Genomic DNA, 22308 nt, shown 5'->3' on the forward strand with positions numbered 1-22308 from the left:
AGGAGACCTCGAACGGCTTGACGTTCGAGGAGGTTCCATGCCCGATTCGACGGCTCTGCTCGCCGCTCCGGAAACGGTCGGCTCGCCCCGCATGTGGGCGATCACCGTGGCGGTCCTGGCGGTGCTGCTCGTCCTCGACTTCCTGGTGACCCGGCGTCCGCACGAGGTGCGGATGCGCGAGGCGGTCGGCTGGTCGATCTTCTACCTGGCCCTTCCGCTGATCTTCGGGGTCGGCCTGTGGGTGTGGTTCGGGACCACCGCGGCCGTGGAGTTCTTCACCGGCTACGTGGTGGAGAAGTCCCTGTCGGTGGACAACCTGTTCGTGTTCATGCTCCTGCTGGCGGCCTTCGCGGTCCCGGCGGCGCTGGCTCAGCGCGTGCTGCTCTACGGCATCGTCGGCGCGCTGCTGCTGCGCGCCGTCTTCATCGCGCTCGGCGCGGCGGCGCTGCGCAGCGGCACCTGGGCCTTCCTGCTGTTCGGCGCGATCCTCATCGTGACCGCGGTGAAGGTCTTCAGGAGCGCGCTGCGCGGCCATGAGCAGGAGACGGACGTCTCCGCCATGCGCTCCACCCGGCTGCTGCGCCGGATCATGCCGGTCACCGACGACTACCGGGGGTCGCGGCTGGTCGTCCGGGAAGGCGGCCGGTACGCGCTGACCCCGCTGGCGCTGGCCGTCGTGGCCGTGTTCGCCACGGACATCGTCTTCGCCGTCGACTCGGTGCCGGCGGTGTACGGCGTGACCGAGGACCCCTTCCTCGTCTTCACCACCAACGCCTTCGCCCTGCTCGGCCTGCGCGCGCTGTACTTCGTGCTGCGGGGCGCCCTCACCAGGCTCCGGCACCTCAACCACGGGCTGGCCCTGATCCTGGCCTTCATCGGGATCAAGCTCGTCCTGCACTGGGCGCACGGCATCTGGCCCCAGGTCCCCGACATCCCCACCCTCGCCTCGCTGGGGGTCATCGTCGTGGTCCTGCTCACGGTCACGCTGACCAGCCTGCGCGCCGAACAGCGTGACCGTCTCCGGGATTCCTAGGACAGGTTGCGGCCCACGGCGCGGAAGGAGACCGCGCCGCCGGAGGTCGAGACCTTGACGTGGGTGCCCGAGCAGCTGACCTCGGGGTCGCCGGCGCCGGGGACGACGACGGTGAGCAGCGAGGTCGCGGGCGGGGACACGATCACCGTGGCGGGCACCCGCTTCATGTAGGACGGGGAGATCCAGCCCTGGTAGGGGTTCGTCCGGCCGCGCACCAGCGTCTGGCCGGACACCGGCGCGCACGACGGCATCGCGAGCTGCACGACCGTGGCCTTCCAGCCCGACTTGTCCTTCACCACCACGCGCCCGCCGCCCGTGGACACCGGGGTCAGCGCGGGGTCCAGGTGCCAGTAATTGCGCGCCCGCGTGCCCGCGGGGACGGTGTCGAGCACGGCCATCAGGTCGTCGCCGTGGTTGACCAGCACGGTCCTGGTGCGGCTCACGCCGTAGGCCTTGTCGGTCAGCGTGTACGACTGCCGCTCCTTGCCGGCCGACGAGCGGACGAGCGCGGTCGGCGTGCGCCCGCGGAACGGCCTGCCCTCGACCACCGGCACGTTGTGCGCCTCGGGGGACATCGTCCAGTACCGGTACGCCGTGTTCTCGTAGGAGTGGAACCCGGCCTCCACCAGCACGTCGCGGCCCTGCGCGTAGTAGGTGACGCCCATGTGGTCCTCGTGGCCGTGGAACTTCAGGGCGGGGCCGAAGCGGATCGAATAGTAGGCCGACGCCGGGTCGTCCCAGGCCGTGCGGCCGAAGGCGTACCCGGCCTTGAAGATCTGCACGGTCTTGGACGGGCGCTCGTAGCCGGACGGCTTGACGTCGGCGCCGCCGTCCCCGATCGGGGTCATGAACCCGCTGGGCTCGGTGGCGTGCGAGATGTACCCCTGGAGCGAGTCCCAGCGCTTCTCGATCTCGGCGGGCACCTTGCGGCCGCAGTCCTTGATGGCCTCCATGCCCACCTTGAGCCGTTCGTGGACGTAGATGCCGTACCGGGGCGCCTGCTCCTGGAGCGCGCCCTGGGAGTCGATGTCGAGCTTCACCGAGCCGGTCATCCGGCGCACCGCGAGGTCGGCCCACTCCTTGTGGCGGGTGCGGCAGCCGATGCGCAGCAGGGCGATGTCCTGGTCCAGGCCATGGTTGTGGCCCTTCTGGTACAGGGCCGGGTCCGCCAGCACCCGGGCGTGGTCGACGAGGCTGCCGGTGAGCCAGGACGCCTTGACGTGCCTGCTCAGGCAGACCAGCACGGGGGCGCGCAGTGCGACGGGGTGCTCGTCCCAGGCGTAGGCGCTGGCGCGCGAGCCGCCGCGCGGGTTGCTCTCGACCCAGCTCTTGGTCAGCTCGGTGGCGCGGTCGAGGTACGCCTGCTCGCCGGAGGTCTCGTAGTCGGCGACCAGCCTGCCCACCCAGCGCAGCGAGGCGAAGACCATGTCCCAGGAGCGGTTCTTGTAGGGACTCCACTTCCAGTTGATCGTCTTGCCGATCTTCACGGGCGGGAGGTCCAGGAACTGCACCTCGCCCGACATGATCTGGGTGGAGGTCGGGGTGGCGGGCAGCCAGTCGCCCTGGCATTCCGCCGTGCGCGCGGCGCGGGCCGCGCGGGTGTCCAGGGTTCCGGCGCCGGCCGGGGCGGCCTGCGTGACGGCGGCGCCGGCCAGGAGGAGCGTCAAGAGAGTACCGGCAGCTCGTATGCGGCGGCGCACGCCGATTTCCTTCCGTGACCAGGGGTGGGGGCGGATCATGCTTGCCGAATCACACCAGACCGGTCAAGAGGCGCGCATCACAACAGTCACATTGTTAACAAACCGGGTCATGTTTCGGGGATCCGCAGGTGCGGGCGCCTCGCGGCGCGGCTTTCGAGCCCAGGAGCGGCCCCGTACGGCGGCATGGCGGAGTTCGCGGGGAAAGGCCGGGCCTGGAGGATAGCGGTCATATTCCGACCGCAATGTGCGGCAGGCTTGGGGCATGGCGAACACGAGCTCGCGCACACTGCGGTTGCTGTCCCTGCTCCAGACCCACCGCTACTGGCCGGGCTCCGAGCTCGCCGACCGGCTCGGCGTCTCGGTCCGCACGCTGCGCCGCGACGTGGACCGGCTCCGTGAGCTGGGCTATCCCGTCGAGGCCCACCGGGGAGTGGACGGCGGCTACCAGCTCGCCCCCGGCGCCACGCTGCCCCCGCTGCTGGTGGACGACGAGGAGGCCGTGGCGCTGACGATCGGCCTGCGCCTGGCCGCCCAGGGGGCTATCGCGGGCATCGAGGAGTCCTCCGTGCGCGCGCTGACCAAGGTCGTGCAGGTCATGCCGCCTCGGCTGCGCAAACGCATCGAGGCCCTGCGCGCCGCGACGCTGCCCACCGTGTGGGGCGCGGGCCCGACCGTCGACGCGGGGACGCTCACCACCGTGGCCCAGGCGTGCCGGGACGAGGAGCGGCTGCGCTTCGCCTACACCGCGCGGGCGGGGGAGACGAGCGAACGGCACGTCGAGCCGCACCGGCTGGTCTCGCTCGGCCGCCGCTGGTACCTCGTGGCCTACGACCTGACCCGGCACGACTGGCGCAGCTTCCGGCTCGACCGGCTCAGTGACCCGCGCGGCACGCGGGAACGCTTCCGCCCGCGCGAGCTGCCCGCCGAGGACGCCGCCGCGTTCGTCCGCGCGGGCATCGACATCCTCACCACGCAGCACACCGTCGAGATCATCGTGCACGCGCCCGCCGAGACGGTCCGTAAGCGCCTCGGCTGGTGGGCGACGGTCGAACCCCTGGACCCGGCGCCGAACCAGGCCCTGGTCGCGGGCTCGGCCCCCGATGCCGCCGTGGACGGGCGGGCGCGGTGCCGGTTGCGGATGAGCGTGGACAGCCTGGACTGGCCGGTGTTCGCGCTCGGCGCCACCGGGGCGGACTTCGAGGTCGTGCACCCGCCCGAGCTGGCCGACCGGTGCCGCGAGTGGGGCACCCGTTTCCTGCGGTCCACGGGCACGTGACTCCCCGCCGAATGCGGACCTGATCTGTCTTCTATCGCTTCTAGCGTCGAGACGTGTCGAGGCGATCCCCGAGGAGGAAGCGCCGGTCATGAGCGAAAGTTCCGTCATCTCCCTGCGCGTGCTGAACCGGACGCTGCTGGAGCGCCAGCACCTGCTGCGCCGCACCACGGGCACGGCCCTGGACGTCGTCCGGCACCTGGGCCCGGTGCAGGGACAGGAGCACAACGCGCCGTACATCGGCCTGTGGACGCGGATCGCCGGCTTCCGTCACGACGACCTCGCCGCCCTCCTGCACGACCGGAGCGTGGTGCGCGGCACCTTGATCCGCATGACCCAGCACCTCGCCGCCGCCGAGGACCACCTGCGGCTGCGCCCGCTGATCCAGCCCGCACTGCACCGCATGGCCTTCCAGGGCACGGGCGCCGAGGTGGCGGCCCTCGACCCCGCCAAGATCGCCGAGGTGGCGGCGGAACTGCTCGGCGACCGGACGGTGACCCGGCCCGAACTCGGCCGCCTGCTCGCCGAGAGGTTCCCCGGGTACGGGACCGCCGCGCTGAGCCGGGCCGCGCAGTGCCTGGTCGCCCAGATCCACCCGCCGCCCAGCGGCCTGTGGGGAGGCTGGGCCGGGCGCGGGGCCGTCCCGTGCGCGCTCGCCGAGCGGTGGATCGGCCGTCCCCTGGAGGAGCCGCGCCCCGAGGAGTTGGTCCTGCGCTACCTGACCGCGTTCGGCCCGGCCACGGTGAAGGACGTCCAGCTCTGGTCCGGCGTCACGCGCCTGCGCGAGGTGGTCGAACGGCTCCGCCCCGGCCTGCGCGTCCTGCGCGACGAGCGGGGGAGAGAGCTGTTCGACCTCCCGGACGCCGTGCTCGCCGATCCGGGGGTCCCCGCGTCGCCGCGCTTCCTGCCCGCCTACGACAACGTGCTCATCGGCCACGCCGACCGGACGCGGATCGTCGCCGACGAGCACCGCCCGGCCGTGATGCCCGGCCGGGCGCTGGTGCTGCCCACGTTCCTGCTCGACGGCTTCGTCAGGGGCACGTGGGCGGTGGACGGCCGGACGCTGAGGATCAGCCCCTTCGCGCCGCTGCGGGACGCCGAGGCCGCGGAACTGCTCGCCGAGGCCGGACGCCTGCTGGACTTCGTCGCGCCCGCCGCCGAGCGCGCGGCATGGACCGCCGCGCTCGGCTGAGCCCTTTCAGCCGTGACCGCGGCGGTTGAGCCCTCCGTCCGTGACGCGGCGGTGGCCCGGCCGCGCCGGGCGTCGCGAGCGTCGTCGCGCTCAGCCGTCCTTGCGACCGGCGGACTGGACGACCTCGAACGTCCACAGCTCCGACCCGGTCGCGGCGGGACCGCCGTGCCCGTGGCCCTGTCCGTGCCCCTGTCCGTGGGCCTCTCCATGACCGTGGCCCTGGGCGGCGGCGTCGGCGGCGGCCCGTGCGTGACCGGCCTGGAACGCCTCGCTCCGCTGCCAGGCCTCGAAGTCCTCCTCGCTGCGCCAGCGGGTGTAGACCAGGTACCTGTCGGTGCCCTCGACCGGCCGCAGCAGCTCGAACCACTCGAACCCGTCCGACGACTCGACCATCCCCGCGCGGCCGCCGAACCTGCTCTCCAGGGCCTCGCGCATCTCGGCCGGCACGGACAGAACGTTGATCTTCACAACCGACATGTCCACTCCCTCGTCAGGCGGATCTCCCGGGACGGCACGCGCGGCGGCCGTCCGCTGAGGCCAGCCTATGATCCGGCCCTCCCGCCCCTCGGGCCGCCGGGGTCGCGGCGCGCCCGCCGGTGATCGGCAGGGCGCGCGGCGGCGGTGTGCGTGCCGGTTTCGCGGCGGCACTAGCCTTGTGGGGTGCGTATCGCAAGGTTCTCCACAGGTGAGGGCGTCGCGTTCGGCGTGGTCGAAGGCGCCCAGGGCGAAGAGTTCGTCTCCAGGATCGACGGGCATCCGTTCTCGGCGATCCAGTTCACCGGCGAGCGGTACCCGCTCCAAGAGGTGCGCCTGGTCACGCCCATGCTGCCCAGCAAGATCATCGCGGTCGGCAAGAACTACGCCGGTCACATCCGCGAGATGGGCGGCGAGGCGCCGGTCGAGCCGCTGATCTTCGGCAAGCCCTCCACCTCGGTGATCGGGCACGGCGAGGCCATCGCCTACCCGCACAAGCTCACCGAGCACGTCGACTACGAGGGCGAGCTGGCCGTGGTGATCGGCCGCCTCTGCCGCGAGGTCCCCGTCGAGCGCGCCCACGAGGTGATATTCGGGTACACCTGCGCCAACGACGTGACCGCCCGCGACCTCCAGAGCAGGGACGGGCAGTGGACCCGCGCCAAGGGGTTCGACACCTTCTGCCCCCTCGGCCCCTGGATCCAGACCGAGCTCGACCCCGCGGACCTGGCGATCACGACCACGGTCAACGGCGAGCTCAAGCAGAGCGGGCGCACGTCCGAGCTGCTCCACGACATCCCGAGCCTCATCGCCTACATCACCGACGTCATGACGCTGATCCCCGGCGACGTCATCCTCACCGGAACTCCCGCGGGCGTCGGCCCGCTGCGGGACGGCGACGAGGTGAGCGTGGGCATCGAGGGCATCGGCACTCTCACCAACCGGGTGGTTCCGCGTGACTGATCTGCAGGGCTCGGCAGAGCCCACGCTCCGGGTGCGCTTCGCGCCCTCCCCGACCGGCATGTTCCACGTCGGCGGCGCCCGCTCGGCGCTGTTCAACTGGGCCCTCGCCGAACAGTCGGGCGGCCGGTTCGTCCTGCGCGTCGAGGACACCGACGCCGCGCGCAACCGGCCCGAGTGGACCGAGGGCATCATCTCCGCCCTCGCCTGGATCGGCATCAGCGGCGAGTCCCCGTACTTCGAGGGCCCCTACTTCCAGTCCGCCTACGAGGAGCAGCACCGCGCGGCCGTCGCCAAGCTCGTCGCCGACGGCAAGGCGTACTTCTGCACCTGCACCCGCGACGACGTCAAGGCCCGCACCGGCTCCGAGCACCAGGGTTACGACGGCTTCTGCCGCACCCGCGGGCTCACCGAGGGCGCGGTGCGCTTCCGCACCCCCGACGACGGCGTCACCGTGGTCGACGACCTGGTCAGGGGCCGGGTGGAGTTCCCGAACCAGGCCATGGAGGACTTCGTCGTCGCCCGCGGCGACGGCTCGCCGCTGTTCGTGCTCGCCAACGTCGTGGACGACATCGAGATGCGCATCACGCACGTCGTCCGGGCCGAGGAGCACCTGTCGAACACCCCCAAGCAGCAGCTCCTCTGGGACGCCCTCGGCGTCGCCCCGCCCGTCTGGGCGCACGTCCCGGTGATCGTCAACGAGAAGCGGCAGAAGCTGTCCAAGCGCCGGGACAAGGTCGCGCTGGAGTCCTACCGCGACGAGGGCTACCTCGCCGAGGCCATGGTCAACTACCTGATGCTGCTCGGCTGGGGCCCCGGGGACGACCGCGAGATCATGCCCTGGTCGGAGATGGTGCCGCTGTTCAAGCTCTCGGACGTCAACCCGTCGCCGGCCTTCTTCGACGAGAAGAAGCTGCGCGCGTTCAACGGCGAGTACATCCGGGCGCTGCCGACGGAGGTGTTCATCCGGCGCTGCGAGCCCTTCCTGGACCCGAGCTGGGGCCGTGAGACCTTCGCCAAGGTCGCCGCGCTGGCCCAGACCCGCATCTCGGTCCTGTCCGAGATCACGGCCAACGTCGACTTCCTGTTCCTGGACGAGCCCGTCTTCGACGCGGCGAGCTGGGCCAAGGCCATGAAGGCGGGTGCCCGCGAGATCATCTCGGGCTACCTGGCACGGCTGGAGACGGTCTCGTTCGACCCCGAGTCGCTGAAGACGGCGCTGGAGGAGGTCGGCCTCGAACAGGGCCTCAAGCTCGGCAAGGCGCAGGCGCCGGTCCGCGTGGCCGTCACCGGGCGCACGGTGGGCCTTCCCCTGTTCGAGTCGATCGAGGTCCTCGGCCGGGAGCGCACGCTGGACCGCCTGCGCGCCGCCCTGGCCCGCCTGGACGCCGAGGCGTAGCCCCTGCGCACGCGAAGGCGGCCCGGAAGGTTCCGGGCCGCCTTCGCCGTCTCAGGGCCCCCTGCCGGAGAGCCCGCCGTCTCAGAGCAGGCCGCGGCGCTCCAGCAGCGGCTCGATGCGCGGGTCACGGCCGCGGAAGGCGCGGAAGCCCGTCATCGGGTCCACGCTGCCGCCCCGCGACAGCAGCTCGCGGCGGAACGTGTCGCCGTTCTCGCGGGTGAGGCCGCCGTTCTCCTTGAACCACTCGACGGTGTCGGCGTCGAGGATCTCGCTCCAGATGTAGGAGTAGTAACCGGCGCTGTAGCCGCCCGCCCAGATGTGGGCGAAGTACGTGCTGCGGTAGCGCGGCGGCACCAGCGGCAGGTCCACGCCGGCGTTCCGCAGCGCCTGGCGCTCGAACTCCAGCGTGTCGGCCGGCTCCTCCTCGAAGGTGTGCCACGCCCAGTCCAGCAGCGTGGCCGCGAGGTACTCGACGGTCGCGTACCCCTGGTTGAACTTCTGCGCCTCCAGCATGCGGTCCACCAGGTCCTGCGGCATGGGCTCGCCGGTCTCGTGGTGGCGGGCGTAGTTGGCCAGGACCTCCGGCCACACCGCCCACATCTCGTTGACCTGCGAGGGGTACTCCACGAAGTCGCGGGGCACCGCCGTGCCGGAGAAGTACGGGAAGCCGACGTCGGAGAACAGCCCGTGCAGGGCGTGCCCGAACTCGTGGAACATCGTGTTGACCTGGTCCCAGGTCATCAGCGTGGGCTCCCCGGCCGGGGGCTTGGTGATGTTGAGGTTGTTCACCACGACCGGCCGGGTGCCCTCCAGGGCGGACTGCTTGACCAGGCTGTTCATCCACGCGCCGCCGCGCTTGGAGGCGCGGGCGTAGAAGTCGCCTAGGAACAGGCCGAGCGGCGAGCCGCCCTCGTCGAACACCTCGAAGACGCGGACGTCGGGGTGGTAGCCGACCAGGTCGGTCCGCTCGGTGAAGTCCAGCCCGTAGAGCTTGTGCGCCGCGTGGAAGACGCCGTCGCGCAGCACCCGGTTCAGCTCGAAGTACGGCCGCATCGCGCGGCTGTCCACCGCGTAGCGGGCCTCACGCACCTTCTCGGCGTAGAACGACCAGTCCCACGGCTCCAGGTCGAACCCGGCCTCCGCGCGGAGCTGCTCGGCCTCCCTGTGGGCGTTGGCCACCGCGGCGGGCGTCATCTTGGCCAGCGTCTCGGTGACGGCGCGGGTGCTCGGCGCCGTCTGGTCGGCCACGACGTACTCGGCGTGGTTGCCGTAGCCGAGCAGCCGCGCCCGCTCGGCCCGCAGCCGGGCCATGCGGATCACCAGCTCGGGGTTGTCCCGCCCGCCTCGCTCGACGGACGCGCGGTGGATGCGCTCGCGCAGCTCGCGGTCGGTCAGCTCGGTCAGCGGCGGCTGGGCGGTGGGCAGGCCCAGCGTGATCACGTACTTGCCGTCCAGCCCGCGCGACCTGGCGGTCTCCGCCGCGGCCTTGATCGCGTCCTCGGACAGGCCGTCCAGGCGCGCCGCGTCGTCCACGACCACCGCCGAGGCGTTGGTGTCGGCGAGCAGGTTCTGCTCGAACGTGGTCGACAGCGTGGAGAGCTCCTCGTTCAGGCTCCTGAGCCGCTGCTGGTCCTCGGGGCCCAGCTCCGCGCCCGCCCTGACGAAGTCGGTGACGTAGCGCTCCAGCAGCCAGGCGCGCTCGGCGTCCAGGCCCTCGGCGGGGACGGCCTTGAGCCGGGCGAACAGGCGCGTGTCGAGGTGGATCGCGTCGCTGTGCTGGGTCAGCTTCGGCGTGACCTCCTTCTGGATGGCCTGGATGCCCGGGGTGGTGTCCGAGGACGCCTGGTTGAAGAAGACGGTGGTGACGCGGCTCAGCAGCCTCCCGGACCGTTCGAGCGCCTCCACCGTGTTCTCGAAGGTCGGCGGGTCGGTGTCGGCCGTGATCGCCTCGATCTCCGCGATCTGCTCGGCCATGCCGCGTTCGAATGCGGGCGCGAAGTGCTCCTCGCGGATCTCGGCGAAGGGCGGCAGCCGGTACGGCAGGGCACTCTGGACGAAGAACGGGTTTTCGGTCAACGCACCTGCTCCCTCACGTGGCAAAAGTTCTCCCCTGAAGAGTTACACAGGTGGCGCACCCCCTGGAACTCCGCGTCCGGTCCTCATCCGCGTCCTCCGGCGCGCGGACCGTCCTCCGACCCCGGCGCCCACCTCGGCCACGGACCTTCGATCTCCGACCGGCACGGCGCGCGCGGGGCGGTCCCGAGGGCCGAAGGCGGGGGCTCACCAGGAGGAATCCGCCGGGTGGGCAATCGTTTTGGTCTTGGCCCGCAAGCTGGGCTATTCTTTCGGAGTCGCGAGCGAGGCCCGCACCACCAGGGGCCCGTGAGCAATGGGGTATGGGGTAATTGGCAGCCCGGCTGATTCTGGTTCAGCTAGTCTAGGTTCGAGTCCTGGTACCCCAGCAGGCATTTCGTCAACGCCCATGTCTTCTCCAAGACATGGGCGTTTTCGCTGTCCGGGCCCGTGCGGACCGAAAATTCGGCGACGCCCGCCCATCCGTGTTTGGGGCGGGGCCCGGCCGGGGAACCGGTTTGGTCGTGCTCTCGCGGGTGCGGTAGAGTAACGCCCGTTGCCGAGGCGTCCGCAGGGGCGCCTCAGTCGGTTCGGTCCTCCGGCCGGCACGCAGTGAGGTCCCGTCGTCTAGTGGCCTAGGACGCCGCCCTCTCAAGGCGGTAACGCCGGTTCGAATCCGGTCGGGACTACCACACTGCGCCGCCGCCCGGTCTCCGCGCCGAGCTCCCGGCTCCGTCGTCTAGTGGCCTAGGACGCCGCCCTCTCAAGGCGGTAGCGCCGGTTCGAATCCGGTCGGGGCTACAGTCGGGAAAACCCTCGGAAGTCCAACTTCCGAGGGTTGTTTCATGTCCGGGCACGAAACCGCCGCGCGGGCGGCGCGGCCCGGACGCGCTCCGGGCCGCGCCTTTCTCGTCCGCGGCGGTGCTACTCCTCCGCTTCCCGGTCGGCCTTGCCGGCGCGGGAGCGGGCCTTGAACAGGGCGCGCTTGGCGGCCTTGGCGACCTGGCGGTCCGGGTGGGCGTCGCCGACGGCCTCCAGCAGCTCCTCGACGTGCGGGTGCGGCACCTTCCAGATCACCTCCAGCAGGTTGCTCAGCACGGGCGCGGGCCCGATGTCGTGGAGGCTGCTGACGAACTCCGGCCTGCCGAGGCCCGCCGAGATCGTCCACATGTCCAGGATCAGCCAGTGGGTGTCGCTCTGGCTCGGCTCGGGCGCGCCCACCACGCCGAGCTGGGCGAGGTGCGTGGCGGCGTAGGGCCTCAGGGAGGGCTCCTTGAGCGCCTCCTGCCAGGCGGGGACGGCGACGGGCCCGAGCGAGCCGACCAGGCTGGCGGCCTGGACCCGGATCAGCGCGTCGGCCTCGTCCTCCGCGGCGGCGGCGAGCAGTTCCTCCGCGGCGGTGGCGGGCTCGCGCAGCTCCATCCAGGCGGCGAACTCGGCGTCGGCCTCCTCCTCGGACAGGTCGGCGCTGAGGGACAGCAGGTCGAGGCCGGTCATCGCGTCGATCGCGGGACGGGCGTCCACCTCGATGTCGTCGTCGTCCAGCAGGTGGACCACGCCCTCGACGCCGAGCGGGGTGAGCCGCACGTGGTCGCCCTCGGCGGTCACCATGCCGTACCCGGTCAGCCACTCGACCACCGGGGCGAGCGGGTCGCCGGCCTCGGCCCAGGCGGCGGCGCCGAGGTCGTCGAACTCGGCCGCGGCCTCGGCCAGCTCCTCCGCCAGCTCGCCGAGCGGGCGCTCGCCGCCCGCCAGCAGCAGCCGGACGAGCACCGCGCGGGTGAGGCCGGACAGCGCCAGGGTGAGATCGTCGTCGTCCAGCTCGGGGTCGCCGTAGTCGACGGAGTGGAGGCCGAGCATCCAGACGTCCAGGACGTCCTCGTCGTTGTCGAACGGCCACGCCGCGGTGTCGTCGTCCACGCCGACCGTGTCCTCGCCGTCGGGCGTGAGGAACTCCAGGTCCACCGCGAGGTTCCACAGGTTCCACAGGGCGGGGACGGCCTGCGCCAGCGGGCGCTCGCCGGGCTCGGGGAGCCCGGCGACGGCGAGGGCCTCGCGGATCTCCTCGTCGCTCAGCAGGGTCTCTTCGCCGACCTCGCGCGCGGTGCCCACCCAGACGGCCAGATCGCGGGCCTTGGAGATGAGCGGCACGGCGCGGGCGGCCTCGGCCAGCTCGGCGTCGGGGCGCAGGCGGATGGTGGGCAGATCGCCGAGGTCGTCGGCGAAGGGCTCGAAGTCGCCGAGACCCTCGACCTCTTCCTCTTCGAGGTCCTCGTCGTCCTCGTCCTCGTCCCAGTCGCGCTCGCCGATGACCTCCTCCATGGCCTCGACGAAGGCGTCCTCGATCTCGTCGAGGCCGTCGAGCAGCTCGTCGAGGTCGTCGGAGCCCTTGGCCAGGCGGCCGGTCCCGGAGAGGAAGGTGAGGTAGGAGCGCACGGCGGGGATCATGCCGTCGGCCGCGGCGTCGGGATCCTCCACGACCTGGGGCATGCGTTCCAGCAGCACCGGGCGGAGGTCGCCCCGCTTCCACACGTGGACGTCGTCACGAGCGATCAGGCGGTGCCACAGAGCCGCCGGTCCCACCAGGTCGGCGTCACTGTCGGGTGCGTTGTCCTGCGCCCAGAGAATGAACTCTTGAAGGAGGGGACGCAACTCCGATGCGGCTGCCTCGATGCGATCTGTCACTCCGCCAGGCTAGTGCTTGGCGGCGGCCGTCTCTAATCAGTTGGCGCGGCTTGCGGGCCCAATCGGCGGGCGTCGCGCCCACCGGCCCGTACGGGGCTCTGCCCTGCGCGAACAGCGGTCAGTTGGCCCGGCGCATGGCCTCGGTGATGCGCTCGGCGGCGGCCACGACGGGGGCGGCGTGGATGCGTCCGGGGGTGCGGGTGAGGCGCTCGATGGGGCCGGAGACCGAGACCGCGGCGATCACCTTTCCCCCGGCGCCGCGGATCGGCGCCGAGACGCTCGCGACGCCCTGCTCGCGCTCGCCGACGCTGTGCGCCCAGCTCCGCCGCCGCACGCTGGCGAGGGTGGCCGCGGTGAACTTGGCGCCGCGCAGGCCGCGGTGCAGGCGGTCGGGCTCCTCCCACGCCAGCAGGATCTGGGCGGCGGACCCGGCGGTCATCGGCAGGGCCGTGCCCACCGGGACCGTGTCGCGCAGCCCGCTGGCCCGCTCGGCGGCGGCCACGCACACGCGCTCGTCGCCCTGGCGGCGGTAGAGCTGGGCGCTCTCGCCGGTCTGGTCGCGGAGCTGGGTGAGGACGGGGGAGGCGACGGCGAGCAGACGGTCCTCGCCGGCCGCGGCGGACAGCTCGGAGAGCCGGGGGCCGAGGATGAAGCGGCCCTGGGTGTCCCGGGAGACGATGCGGTGGTGTTCCAGCGCGACGGCGAGGCGGTGTGCGGTGGGGCGGGCCAGGCCGGTGGCCTGGACGAGTTGTGCGAGGGACGCGGGGCCCGCTTCGAGGGCGTTGAGCACGAGCACGGCCTTGTCGAGTACGCCGACTCCGCTAGAGTTGTCCATACCCCGATACTGCCGTCTCGCTATCCGAGATGCAACTGCCGTCCCGGCGAACGACGGGTAGGCTGTCCATATCCCGAAATTTCCGTCTTATCTTATGAGACGTCTCGGGGGCCATGAAACGCAAGGAGGCGTTCAGACATGGGTCGCACACTGGCCGAGAAAGTATGGGAGCGGCACGTCGTCCGGCGTGCCGACGGCGAGCCCGATCTGCTGTACATAGATCTGCACCTCATCCACGAGGTGACCAGCCCGCAGGCGTTCGACGGCCTGCGCCTGGCCGGGCGCGCGGTGCGCCGCCCCGACCTCACCATCGCCACCGAGGACCACAACGTGCCGACCGTCCTCGGCCCCATCTCCGACCCCGTGTCCAAGGCCCAGGTCGAGACCCTGCGCAAGAACGCCGCCGAGTTCGGCGTCCGGCTGCACCCCATGGGCGACGCCGGTCAGGGCGTCGTCCACATCATCGGCCCGCAGTTCGGCCTCACCCAGCCGGGCATGACCATCGTCTGCGGCGACTCCCACACCTCCACCCACGGCGCCTTCGGCGGCATCGCCTTCGGCATCGGCACCTCCGAGGTCGAGCACGTCCTCGCCACCCAGACCCTGCCCGCGTACCGGCCGAAGACCATGGCCATCGAGGTCTCGGGCGAGCTGCCGTACGGCGTCACCGCCAAGGACCTGATCCTGGCGATCATCGCCAAGATCGGCACCGGTGGCGGCCAGGGGCACATCATCGAGTACCGCGGCGAGGCCGTGCGCAAGCTGTCCATGGAAGGCCGCATGACGGTCTGCAACATGTCGATCGAGGCGGGCGCGCGGGCGGGAATGATCGCCCCGGACGAGACCACCTTCGCCTACCTCAAGGGCCGCCCGCACGCCCCCTCCGGCGAGGCGTGGGACGCCGCCGTCGAGTACTGGAAGTCCCTGCGCACCGACGACGACGCCGAGTTCGACACCGTCGTCGAGATCGACGCCTCGACGCTGTCGCCGTTCGTGACCTGGGGCACCAACCCGGGCCAGGGGGCGCCGCTCAACGCCGCCGTCCCCGCTCCCGACGACACCTCCGACCCCGCCGCCGCGCGCCGCGCCCTCGAATACATGGCGCTGGAGCCGGGCACGCCGCTGAACGACATCCAGGTGGACACCGTCTTCGTCGGCTCGTGCACCAACGGCCGCCTGGAGGACCTGCGCGCCGCCGCCGAGGTCCTGCGCGGCCGCACGGTCACCACCCGCACGCTGATCGTCCCCGGATCGATGCAGGTCAGGGCGGAGGCCGAGGCCGAGGGCCTGCACGAGGTGTTCCAGGCCGCGGGCGCCGAGTGGCGGCAGGCCGGCTGCTCGATGTGCCTCGGCATGAACCCCGACACCCTCGCGCCCGGCGAGCGCAGCGCCTCGACCTCCAACCGCAACTTCGAGGGCCGCCAGGGCAAGGGCGGGCGCACCCACCTCGTGTCGCCCGCGGTCGCCGCCGCCACCGCCGTCACCGGGCGTCTCACCGCGCCCGCCGACCTGCCCGCCGGCCTGTAAGGAGCCTGACCGATGGAAGCCTTCACCACGCACACCGGCCGGGCCGTGCCGCTGCGCCGCAGCAACGTGGACACCGACCAGATCATCCCGGCCGTCTGGCTCAAGCAGGTCAGCCGCACCGGCTTCGAGAAGGGCCTGTTCTCCGCCTGGCGCGAGGACCCCGCGTTCGTCCTGAACCAGCCCGTCTACGAGGGCGTCTCGATCCTCGTCTCCGGGCCCGACTTCGGCACCGGCTCCTCACGCGAGCACGCCGTCTGGGCGCTCCAGCAGTACGGCTTCCGCGCCGTGATCGCGGCGCGGTTCGGCGACATCTTCCGCAACAACGCCACCAAGATGGGGCTGCTGCCCGTCGTCCTGCCCGCCGAGACCGTCGAGGCCCTCCAGGCGGCCGTCGAGGCGGACCCGTCCACCGAGGTCACCGTCGACCTGGTCGAACGCCAGGTCCGCTGGGGCGGCGAGAGCGCCGGTTTCGAGATCGACGACTACACCCGCTGGCGCCTGCTCGAAGGGCTCGACGACATCGGGCTGACCCTCCGGCACGCGGACGCCGTCGCGGAGTACGAGAATGGTCGGCAGCCATGGCTGCCGACGACCGTCTGAGCGACCCCGGGACACCCCTGCCGCCCCTGGGGGCCGAGACCCCTGAAGACAGGCTGGCGCGGCGGTTGCGCGACGCGCACCGCCGCGTCGCCGCCGCGCGCCTGCCGTCCGGCGAGAAAGAGCGGCTCGCGCGAAGGTTCATGGCGATATGTGAGATCGCCAAGCGCGACATCGATCTCGCCGCCGCCCGCCTGGAGTCCTTCCTGGCCGATCTGGACGGCGGATCCGACACGCCCAGTAGCCGAAACATCGCCGGATGTGATTGAGTCGCGAGCCTGTGTGGCTTAATTTCAAGCGGGTAAGGGGTTTCTGACCGTTGACTGGTGGGCGCGTGCCGGAACCCCGCGCTTGGCCACACCGGGTGAGACCGGCCGGGGACCGAACGGCCTCCGTGCTCACCCTCAGACAGCGGTAATCAGGGGGAACAACCGAGATGAACAAGCGAGAACTCGTCGACGCGATCGTTGAACGGGTCGGCGACAGGAAGACGGCCACCGAGGCCGTGAACGCGATAATCGAGGAGATCCAACGCGCTGTCGCGAACGGGGAGAAGGTCTCGATCACCGGCTTCGGCGCGTTCGAGATGGCCCACAAGCCCGCCCGCCAGGCTAGGAACCCTTCGACCGGCGAGCCCATCAAGGTCGCGGAAAGCTGGGGGCCGAAGTTCCGGGCCGGCGCGGACTTCAAGGAACAGGTCAACGTCGCGGGCAAGAAGGCCGCCAAGAAGAAGTAGCGCACCTGACGATCTAGCAGCGGACACCCGGGGAGTCACCTCTCCGGGTGTTCCCGTTTCCCGGCTTCCGCGGCGTCCGCGCTCAGTCGGGGAGGGGGAAGGTGGAGAGAGTGATCGCGGTGATGGCGCCGCCCTCGACGCGGATGTTCACCCGCTGGCCCGAGCGGAGCAGCCGCAGCGGGCCGGCGTCGAACGCCGCCGTGCCGAAGGCCAGCTCGGTCCCGTCGTCGAGGAACACCGAACCCGAGCGGGTTTCCTGATCGAAGCTCCGCACCGTCGCCTGCACGGGCGCCAGTGTACAGCGGCAAAATCGTTTGACCCTGTGCCGGGCGCGCGGGCAGGGTGGCTGATCATGACGGTGACGGGCAGGCCCGCGCATCGGCCGCCGGCGCGGGCGTACGCGCTGTTCGCGGGCGCCGACGCGATCAGCCAGGTCGGGACACAGGTCGGCGTGGTCGCGCTGCCCCTGGCGGCCGTCCTCCTGCTCCACGCCGGGCCGATGCAGGTCGGGCTGCTGGCCACGGCGCAGATGCTCGCCTTCCTGGTGATCGGGCTGCCCGCCGGCGTGTGGGTGGACAGGCTCCCGCGCAGGCGCGTGCTCGTCGTCGCCGACCTCGTGCGGGCCGCCGTCCTGGTGAGCGTTCCCGTGGCCGCCGCGGCCGGGGTGCTCGGCATGCCCCAGCTCTACGCGGTCGCGCTGGTGGGCGGAGTCTGCACGGTCTTCTTCGACGTCGCGCACATGAGCTACCTGCCGTCCATCGTCGCCAGGGACGCGCTGGCCCGCGCCAACGGCACGATCGAGACGATCAGGTCGGCCGCGGCGCTCGCCGGGCCGGGCGCGGGCGGCTGGCTGGTCCAGGTGGTCACCGCCCCGGTGGCGCTGCTCGCCGACGCGATCAGCTTCGCCCTGTCGGCCGCGCTGCTGGGCGGCATCCCGGTCCGCGGCGAGCCGCCTGTCAGGACGGAACGCGCCGGGCTGCGCCGGGAACTGGCCGAGGGCGTCCGCTACGTCGCGGGACACCCGGTGCTGCGGGTGGTGGCGATGGTCGGGGCGCTCGCCATGCTGAGCAACGGCATCTGGGCGGCGTCGCAGACGCTGTACCTGATCGACGTGCTGGGGCTCGGCCCCGGCGCCTACGGCCTGGTGGTGGCCGCGGGTGCCGTTGGAGGCGTCGTGGGCGGCCTGACGGCGCCCCGTGCCACGGCGCGCTGGGGCACCGGCAGGACGATGTGGGGTTCGGCGGCCGTGGCGCTGCTGGTGGCGCCGATCGCGCCGCTCGCCTCCCCGGGGTGGCAGGTCGCGCTGTTCCCGCTCGGCCTCGCGCTCGGCGGGCTGGCCGGAGGGGTGTTCAACGTCGCGCAGCTCACCTACCGCCAGTCGACCTGCCCCGAGCACCTGCTGGGCCGCATGAACGCCGGCATGCGCTTCCTCATGTGGAGCGCCATGCCGTTCGGGGGCCTCGCGGGCGGGTTCGTGGGGGAGAGGTACGGCGTCGTGACGGCGCTGTGGGCCGCGGCGCTGACGACCGGCCTGGCGCACCTTCCGGTGCTGCTCGCCCGCCGCCGCGTGCTGTCCCTGTGAGCGGGGCGGGTCAGGAGGCGTCGCGCTCCGCGTAGGAGGCGAGGCCCCGGAGGATGATGTCCAGGCCGAGGTCGAAGCGGGTGTCGTTGTCCTCGGTGAACATCTGGTTCCCGATCGCGCTCAGGTGCGGGAAACGGTCGGGGGGCAGGGCGTCGAAGTAGGCGGTGAGCGTCTCGCGCAGTTCCTCCCAGGACCGCACCTCGGAGCCGCGGCGGCGCTCCTCCCACATGGTCTCGGAGTAGGCGAAGCCGTCGATGAAGGTGGACAGCATGTCCCCGGCCGCGGCCGCGACCTGGACGGGCAGCCCGGCGGTGCGGAACAGGGCGACCAGGGCCTCGACGGCGGGGAGCATCTCGGGGCCGAACGGCAGGCTCGACATGGAGATCTTGGCCATGTCGCGATGGGCGAGCAGGCGGGTGCGAGCCTCGCGGGCGTACTCCTTGACCTGCTCCTGCCACCGCTCGGGGTCGGGCTCGGGCAGGTGGAGCCCCTCGAACAGCCGCAGGTACATCTGCTGGAGCAGGTCTTCCTTGCCCTTGACGTGCGCGTAGAGCGCGGAGACCGCCACGCCGAGCTCGCCGGCCACCTGGCGCATGCTCAGACGGTCGTACCCCTCGCGGTCGAGCACGACGAACGCGGCGTCGATGATGCGCTGTCGCGTGAGCGGGACCCGGGGAGGGGCGGCCCGCTTGCGCGGCGCCCGATCCCAGGGGAAGGCCGGCATCGCCTCGTCGTCACGCTCTGACTCGACCATGCCTGACCCCCTTAGAGCTCGTCCACGTGGGTTTTCAAAAGTCTAACCGTCGCTAGAACACCGCTCGCCCGGCTAGAACAGTGCTCAAGTACGAGATATATCTTGTCTGCCGACGAGATGCGATATAACGTGAACAATGCACTTGGCAACGAACGGCGTTCAGTGATAGAACGCTGATCGCTATCTCTGAACACTGTTCTCGCGTTCGTGACGGCGGACGCTCGGCCATGGGAGCCGGAATGACATCGACCGACACCTCAGTGCATGCCTCACCCACGGAGGCGACCCCCTACCGATGGCGGTGGGCGGCGCTCTTCGTGATCCTCGCCGCCGAGGTCATGGACCTCCTCGACGCCATGGTGACCAACATCGCCTCCCCGGCGATCCGCGCCGAACTGGGCGGCAGCGCCGCCGTGATCCAGTGGCTCGGCGCCGCCTACACCTTGGCCATGGCGGTCGGTCTGCTCACCGGAGGCCGCCTCGGCGACATCTTCGGCCGCAAGAGGATGTTCCTGATCGGCGCCGTCGGCTTCACCGTCGGCTCGTTGCTGTGCGGCCTCGCGCAGGGCCCCGAGACGTTGGTCGCCGCGCGCGTCGTGCAGGGCCTGTTCGGCGCCGTGATGATCCCGCAGGGCCTCGGAATGATCAAAGAGATGTTCGCGCCCAAGGAGGTGCAGCAGGCGTTCGGCCTGTTCGGGCCGATCATGGGTTTGTCCACGGTCGCGGGGCCCATCCTGGCCGGCTGGCTGGTCGACGCCGACTTCTTCGGCACCGGCTGGCGCATGATCTTCCTGATCAACCTGCCGCTGGGCCTGGCCGCGGTCCTGGCCGGCATGCGCTTCCTGCCCGAGTCCCGCTCGCCGCACCCGCTCAAGCTCGACTTCCCCGGCGTCTTCCTGGCCTCGCTGGCCGGCATCCTGATCATCTACCCGCTGGTCCAGGGCCGTGAGCACGACTGGCCCGCCTGGTCGTTCGTCATGATCGGCGGCGCCGTGGTGGTCTTCGCGCTGTTCGGCTGGTTCCAGAGCCGCAAGAGCAGGAACGGCGGCGACCCGCTGGTCGTGCCGAGCCTGTTCCGCAAGCGGGCCTTCACCGGCGGCCTGGTCACCGGCCTCGTCTTCTTCTCCGGCATGGTCGGGTTCTCGCTGGTCTTCAACCTGTACGTGCAGATCGGGCTCGGCTACTCGACGCTGAAGGCGGGCCTGTCGATGATGCCGTGGTCGATCGGCCTGGTCATCGGCTTCATCCTCGCCCAGCCCCTGCAGAAGTACGGCCGCAAGCTCCTGCACGGCGGCACGCTGCTCATGGGCCTCGGTGTGATCGCCATCATCCTCACGCTGAACATCGCCGGCGTGGGCGTGACCCCCTGGCAGCTCACCCCCGCGCTGCTCGTGACCGGCGCCGGCATGGGCCTGCTCATGGCCCCGTTCTTCGACATCGTGCTCGCCGGCGTCGAGCCGCACGAGACCGGCTCCGCCTCCGGTTCGCTGACGGCCGTCCAGCAGCTCGGCAGCGCCTTCGGCGTCGCCCTGCTCGGCACCCTGTTCTTCGGCATGCTCGGCACGAACGTGGCCGCCGCGAGCGACGACGTCACGCCCCGCCTGCGCGCCGACCTCGCCGCCGTCCAGGTGACCGGCCCCGCGCAGGACCGCCTCGTCGAGGGGCTGCGCGCCTGCGGCCACGACCGCGCGGTCGCCAAGGACCAGGCCGAGGCGCCCGCGTCCTGCGTCCGCCTGGAGGCCGACGCCCGCGCCGCCGTCACCTCGCCGCAGGCCGGCCAGGCCGTGCAGAAGGCCCTGGCCACGGCCGGGACCACGGCCGCCAAGGAGGGCTTCAGCCAGGCCATGAAGTCGATCCTGTGGGTGGTCGACGGCATGCTGCTGCTGACCTTCCTCGTCGCGTTTCTGCTGCCCAAGCACGCGCGCGAGGGGGACGCCACCGGTCACTGACCCCGGCGGCGCGCGTTCACGAGAGGGTCCTCCACGTGGAGGACCCTCTTATCGTCCTCACCACCTCGGCGGTGTGCCGGCCCACGCCGAGGAGCAGGGCCTCCTCCAGGTCGGCGGGGGTGTCCACGTCCCTGCGCACCGACGGGATGCCGTCCGGCGTCAGCTCCTTGGCCCCGCCGCCGAGGTGCCTGGCCCGCGACTCGCCGCCGAAGCGCGGCTGGAACGGCACGCCGGGCCGCACGCCGTAGAACGTCGTGCCCACCTCGACGGCGTCGGGCACGAACGCCTGGTCGAACTCGGCGGCGTGCGCCAGCACCACCCCCAGCTCCGCCGGCCGCAGCGCCGGCAGGTCCGCCTGCAGCGCCCCCACCGGCCCGCCGGGGGCCAGCCGCACGGCCTCGGCGCCCCCCGCGCGCAGCGCGGCGTTGAGCCCGGCCTCCGGGTCGGGCACCACGTGCGCGCCGATCGCGGCCAGCGCCTTCGCGGGCACCGGATCACCCGTCACGACGATCACGCGGGCGACGTCGCGGCAGGCCAGCGCGGCCGAGACCGTGTCGCTGGCGATGGCCACGGCGAGCGCGGCGCGGTGCGGCCCCGCGGCGGCGGCCAGGCGGGTCTTGGCCGCGATCAGCGTCTTCACCGGCACGACAAGGGTCCAGTGAAGTTGCCGGTCCCGCGCGCTGTGCTCACCATGTGGCGTACGCATAGCCTTAGCATCCCGCCTCGACATCTCGTGGAGCCAACCGGGAGACTGATGGCGCACAGGCATGACTGGAGGAGTCAATTGAGCCGCCCCGGACGCCCGCCCATCTTCTGGGAAGCCCTCGTCACGGTGATCGTCAAGTTCGTGCTGATCGTCTTCACGAAGCGGGACTGGCGGGGCCGCGCCAACGTGCCGCGCACCGGCGGTGTGATCATCGCGACCAACCATCTGTCCTGGACCGACCCTCTCCTGCTCTCGCACTTCACCTACAACAACGGCCGCTGGCCGGTCTTCCTGGCCAAGTCCGGCGTGTTCAACATCCCGGTCGTCGGCTCGATCATCCGCAAGTGCAGGCAGATCCCGGTGCTGCGCGGCAGCACCGACGCGGCGCGCTCCCTGAAGTACGCCGAGGAGGCCCTCAAGGACGGCTCCTGTGTGATCTTCTACGGCGAGGGCACGATCACCCGCGACCCGGACCTGTGGCCGATGGCGTTCAAGACCGGTGTGGCGCGCCTGGCGCTGGCCACGGGCGTGCCCGTCATCCCCGTCGCGCACTGGGGCGCGCAGGACATCCTGCGGTACGGCAGCAAGAGGCCCCGCCTGTTCCCCCGCAAGACCTTCCACGTCCTGGCGGGTCCTCCGGTGGACCTGTCCAAGTACGCGGGCCTGCCGATGCGCGGCCAGGTGCTGAAGGACGCCACCGCGGACATCATGGCCGAGGTCGTCGCGCTGCTGTCGGAGCTGCGCGGCGAGAAGGCCCCCGACACCCCCTTCGACGAGGCCGAGAGCCGCGCCGGGTGATGGCCGCCACCGACCACCGTCACCGTGAGCGTACG

20 protein-coding genes and 3 tRNA genes are annotated in these 22308 nt (G+C 71.6%); 15 read left to right on the plus strand and 8 right to left on the minus strand.

The window, feature by feature from the left end; all coding sequences use genetic code 11:
- Nucleotides 1-37 precede the first annotated feature (37 nt).
- Nucleotides 38-1033, plus strand: coding sequence for a TerC/Alx family metal homeostasis membrane protein (locus BJ982_RS14145; protein ID WP_184880283.1), 996 nt, complete (start codon nucleotides 38-40; stop codon nucleotides 1031-1033).
- Here BJ982_RS14145 and BJ982_RS14150 read toward each other — a convergent pair.
- A complete protein-coding gene (locus tag BJ982_RS14150) occupies nucleotides 1030-2700 on the minus strand; it encodes a heparinase II/III domain-containing protein (RefSeq protein ID WP_239123346.1) in 1671 nt (556 codons plus the stop codon). The two genes, BJ982_RS14145 and BJ982_RS14150, sit on opposite strands and share 4 nt — an antisense overlap.
- A gap of 295 nt (nucleotides 2701-2995) precedes the next feature.
- Here BJ982_RS14150 and BJ982_RS14155 point away from each other — a divergent pair, with 295 nt between their 5' ends.
- Together BJ982_RS14155 and BJ982_RS14160 are read left to right on the plus strand one after the other, a co-directional pair.
- Nucleotides 2996-4009, plus strand: coding sequence for a helix-turn-helix transcriptional regulator (locus tag BJ982_RS14155; RefSeq protein WP_184880287.1), 1014 nt, complete (start codon nucleotides 2996-2998; stop codon nucleotides 4007-4009).
- Nucleotides 4010-4097: 88 nt separating this feature from the next.
- The gene (locus BJ982_RS14160; protein WP_184880289.1) at nucleotides 4098-5198 is read left to right on the plus strand and encodes a winged helix DNA-binding domain-containing protein; all 1101 of its coding nucleotides are present in this window, start codon (nucleotides 4098-4100) and stop codon (nucleotides 5196-5198) included.
- 90 nt (nucleotides 5199-5288) lie between these two features.
- Here BJ982_RS14160 and BJ982_RS14165 read toward each other — a convergent pair whose 3' ends face one another.
- Nucleotides 5289-5675, minus strand: a complete 387-nt coding sequence (locus BJ982_RS14165) for an antibiotic biosynthesis monooxygenase family protein (protein WP_184880291.1) — start codon at nucleotides 5673-5675, stop codon at nucleotides 5289-5291.
- Nucleotides 5676-5858: 183 nt separating this feature from the next.
- Here BJ982_RS14165 and BJ982_RS14170 point away from each other — a divergent pair, with 183 nt between their 5' ends.
- Together BJ982_RS14170 and gltX are read left to right on the plus strand one after the other, a co-directional pair.
- The gene (locus tag BJ982_RS14170) at nucleotides 5859-6635 is read left to right on the plus strand and encodes a fumarylacetoacetate hydrolase family protein (protein ID WP_184880293.1); all 777 of its coding nucleotides are present in this window, start codon (nucleotides 5859-5861) and stop codon (nucleotides 6633-6635) included.
- A 1-nt stretch (nucleotide 6636) separates the two neighbouring features.
- Entirely contained in the window at nucleotides 6637-8031 is a 1395-nt protein-coding gene (gene gltX / locus BJ982_RS14175) for a glutamate--tRNA ligase (protein ID WP_260414293.1), read from the plus strand.
- Between the two features lie 81 nt (nucleotides 8032-8112).
- Here the strand turns inward: gltX and BJ982_RS14180 are convergent, their stop codons facing one another.
- Nucleotides 8113-10107: a M3 family metallopeptidase gene (locus tag BJ982_RS14180; RefSeq protein ID WP_184880295.1), complete on the minus strand. Its 1995-nt coding sequence runs from the start codon at nucleotides 10105-10107 to the stop codon at nucleotides 8113-8115.
- Nucleotides 10108-10421: 314 nt separating this feature from the next.
- Between BJ982_RS14180 and BJ982_RS14185 the strand changes: the two genes are divergently transcribed.
- The 3 genes from BJ982_RS14185 (at nucleotide 10422) to BJ982_RS14195 (ending at nucleotide 10905) form a co-directional block, all read left to right on the plus strand.
- Nucleotides 10422-10493, plus strand: a tRNA-Gln gene (locus BJ982_RS14185).
- A 227-nt stretch (nucleotides 10494-10720) separates the two neighbouring features.
- A tRNA-Glu gene (locus tag BJ982_RS14190) sits at nucleotides 10721-10796 on the plus strand.
- A 36-nt stretch (nucleotides 10797-10832) separates the two neighbouring features.
- Nucleotides 10833-10905: transfer RNA gene (locus tag BJ982_RS14195), tRNA-Glu, on the plus strand.
- Nucleotides 10906-11028: 123 nt separating this feature from the next.
- On the opposite strand, the gene BJ982_RS14200 is transcribed toward BJ982_RS14195, so the two are convergent.
- Nucleotides 11029-12789 carry a hypothetical protein gene (locus BJ982_RS14200; protein WP_184880297.1) on the minus strand — a complete coding sequence of 587 codons (1761 nt, stop codon included), beginning with the start codon at nucleotides 12787-12789 and terminating at the stop codon, nucleotides 11029-11031.
- A 118-nt stretch (nucleotides 12790-12907) separates the two neighbouring features.
- Complete coding sequence (locus tag BJ982_RS14205; RefSeq protein WP_184612427.1) at nucleotides 12908-13624, minus strand: IclR family transcriptional regulator; 717 nt, start codon at nucleotides 13622-13624, stop codon at nucleotides 12908-12910.
- A gap of 138 nt (nucleotides 13625-13762) precedes the next feature.
- Here BJ982_RS14205 and leuC point away from each other — a divergent pair, with 138 nt between their 5' ends.
- From leuC to BJ982_RS14225, 4 genes are all read left to right on the plus strand, one after another.
- Nucleotides 13763-15151 carry a 3-isopropylmalate dehydratase large subunit gene (leuC, locus tag BJ982_RS14210; protein ID WP_184880299.1) on the plus strand — a complete coding sequence of 463 codons (1389 nt, stop codon included), beginning with the start codon at nucleotides 13763-13765 and terminating at the stop codon, nucleotides 15149-15151.
- A 12-nt stretch (nucleotides 15152-15163) separates the two neighbouring features.
- Nucleotides 15164-15751 (plus strand): 3-isopropylmalate dehydratase small subunit, encoded by a 588-nt coding sequence (gene leuD / locus BJ982_RS14215; protein WP_184880301.1) that lies wholly within the window; start codon nucleotides 15164-15166, stop codon nucleotides 15749-15751.
- Nucleotides 15730-16017: an SCO5555 family protein gene (locus BJ982_RS14220; RefSeq protein WP_184880302.1), complete on the plus strand. Its 288-nt coding sequence runs from the start codon at nucleotides 15730-15732 to the stop codon at nucleotides 16015-16017. Before leuD ends, BJ982_RS14220 begins: the two co-directional genes overlap by 22 nt.
- 167 nt (nucleotides 16018-16184) lie before the next feature.
- The gene (locus BJ982_RS14225; protein WP_184880304.1) at nucleotides 16185-16484 is read left to right on the plus strand and encodes an HU family DNA-binding protein; all 300 of its coding nucleotides are present in this window, start codon (nucleotides 16185-16187) and stop codon (nucleotides 16482-16484) included.
- Between the two features lie 82 nt (nucleotides 16485-16566).
- Here BJ982_RS14225 and BJ982_RS14230 read toward each other — a convergent pair whose 3' ends face one another.
- Nucleotides 16567-16770, minus strand: a complete 204-nt coding sequence (locus tag BJ982_RS14230; RefSeq protein ID WP_184880306.1) for a hypothetical protein — start codon at nucleotides 16768-16770, stop codon at nucleotides 16567-16569.
- 66 nt (nucleotides 16771-16836) lie between these two features.
- Here BJ982_RS14230 and BJ982_RS14235 point away from each other — a divergent pair, with 66 nt between their 5' ends.
- Nucleotides 16837-18066 (plus strand): MFS transporter, encoded by a 1230-nt coding sequence (locus tag BJ982_RS14235; RefSeq protein WP_184880308.1) that lies wholly within the window; start codon nucleotides 16837-16839, stop codon nucleotides 18064-18066.
- A gap of 10 nt (nucleotides 18067-18076) precedes the next feature.
- Here BJ982_RS14235 and BJ982_RS14240 read toward each other — a convergent pair whose 3' ends face one another.
- A complete protein-coding gene (locus tag BJ982_RS14240) occupies nucleotides 18077-18820 on the minus strand; it encodes a TetR/AcrR family transcriptional regulator (protein WP_184880310.1) in 744 nt (247 codons plus the stop codon).
- A gap of 239 nt (nucleotides 18821-19059) precedes the next feature.
- Here BJ982_RS14240 and BJ982_RS14245 point away from each other — a divergent pair, with 239 nt between their 5' ends.
- Nucleotides 19060-20769: an MFS transporter gene (locus BJ982_RS14245; RefSeq protein WP_184880312.1), complete on the plus strand. Its 1710-nt coding sequence runs from the start codon at nucleotides 19060-19062 to the stop codon at nucleotides 20767-20769.
- A gap of 16 nt (nucleotides 20770-20785) precedes the next feature.
- Here BJ982_RS14245 and cofC read toward each other — a convergent pair whose 3' ends face one another.
- Nucleotides 20786-21475 carry a 2-phospho-L-lactate guanylyltransferase gene (cofC, locus tag BJ982_RS14250; RefSeq protein WP_184880314.1) on the minus strand — a complete coding sequence of 230 codons (690 nt, stop codon included), beginning with the start codon at nucleotides 21473-21475 and terminating at the stop codon, nucleotides 20786-20788.
- 78 nt (nucleotides 21476-21553) lie between these two features.
- On the opposite strand from cofC, the gene BJ982_RS14255 reads away from it, so the two are divergent.
- On the plus strand, nucleotides 21554-22273 hold the full coding sequence (locus tag BJ982_RS14255) for a lysophospholipid acyltransferase family protein (RefSeq protein WP_239123345.1): 720 nt from the start codon (nucleotides 21554-21556) through the stop codon (nucleotides 22271-22273).
- The last annotated feature ends 35 nt before the right edge of the window (nucleotides 22274-22308 follow it).

The sequence above is a fragment of the Sphaerisporangium siamense genome, from assembly GCF_014205275.1.
Classification (GTDB): domain Bacteria; phylum Actinomycetota; class Actinomycetes; order Streptosporangiales; family Streptosporangiaceae; genus Sphaerisporangium; species Sphaerisporangium siamense.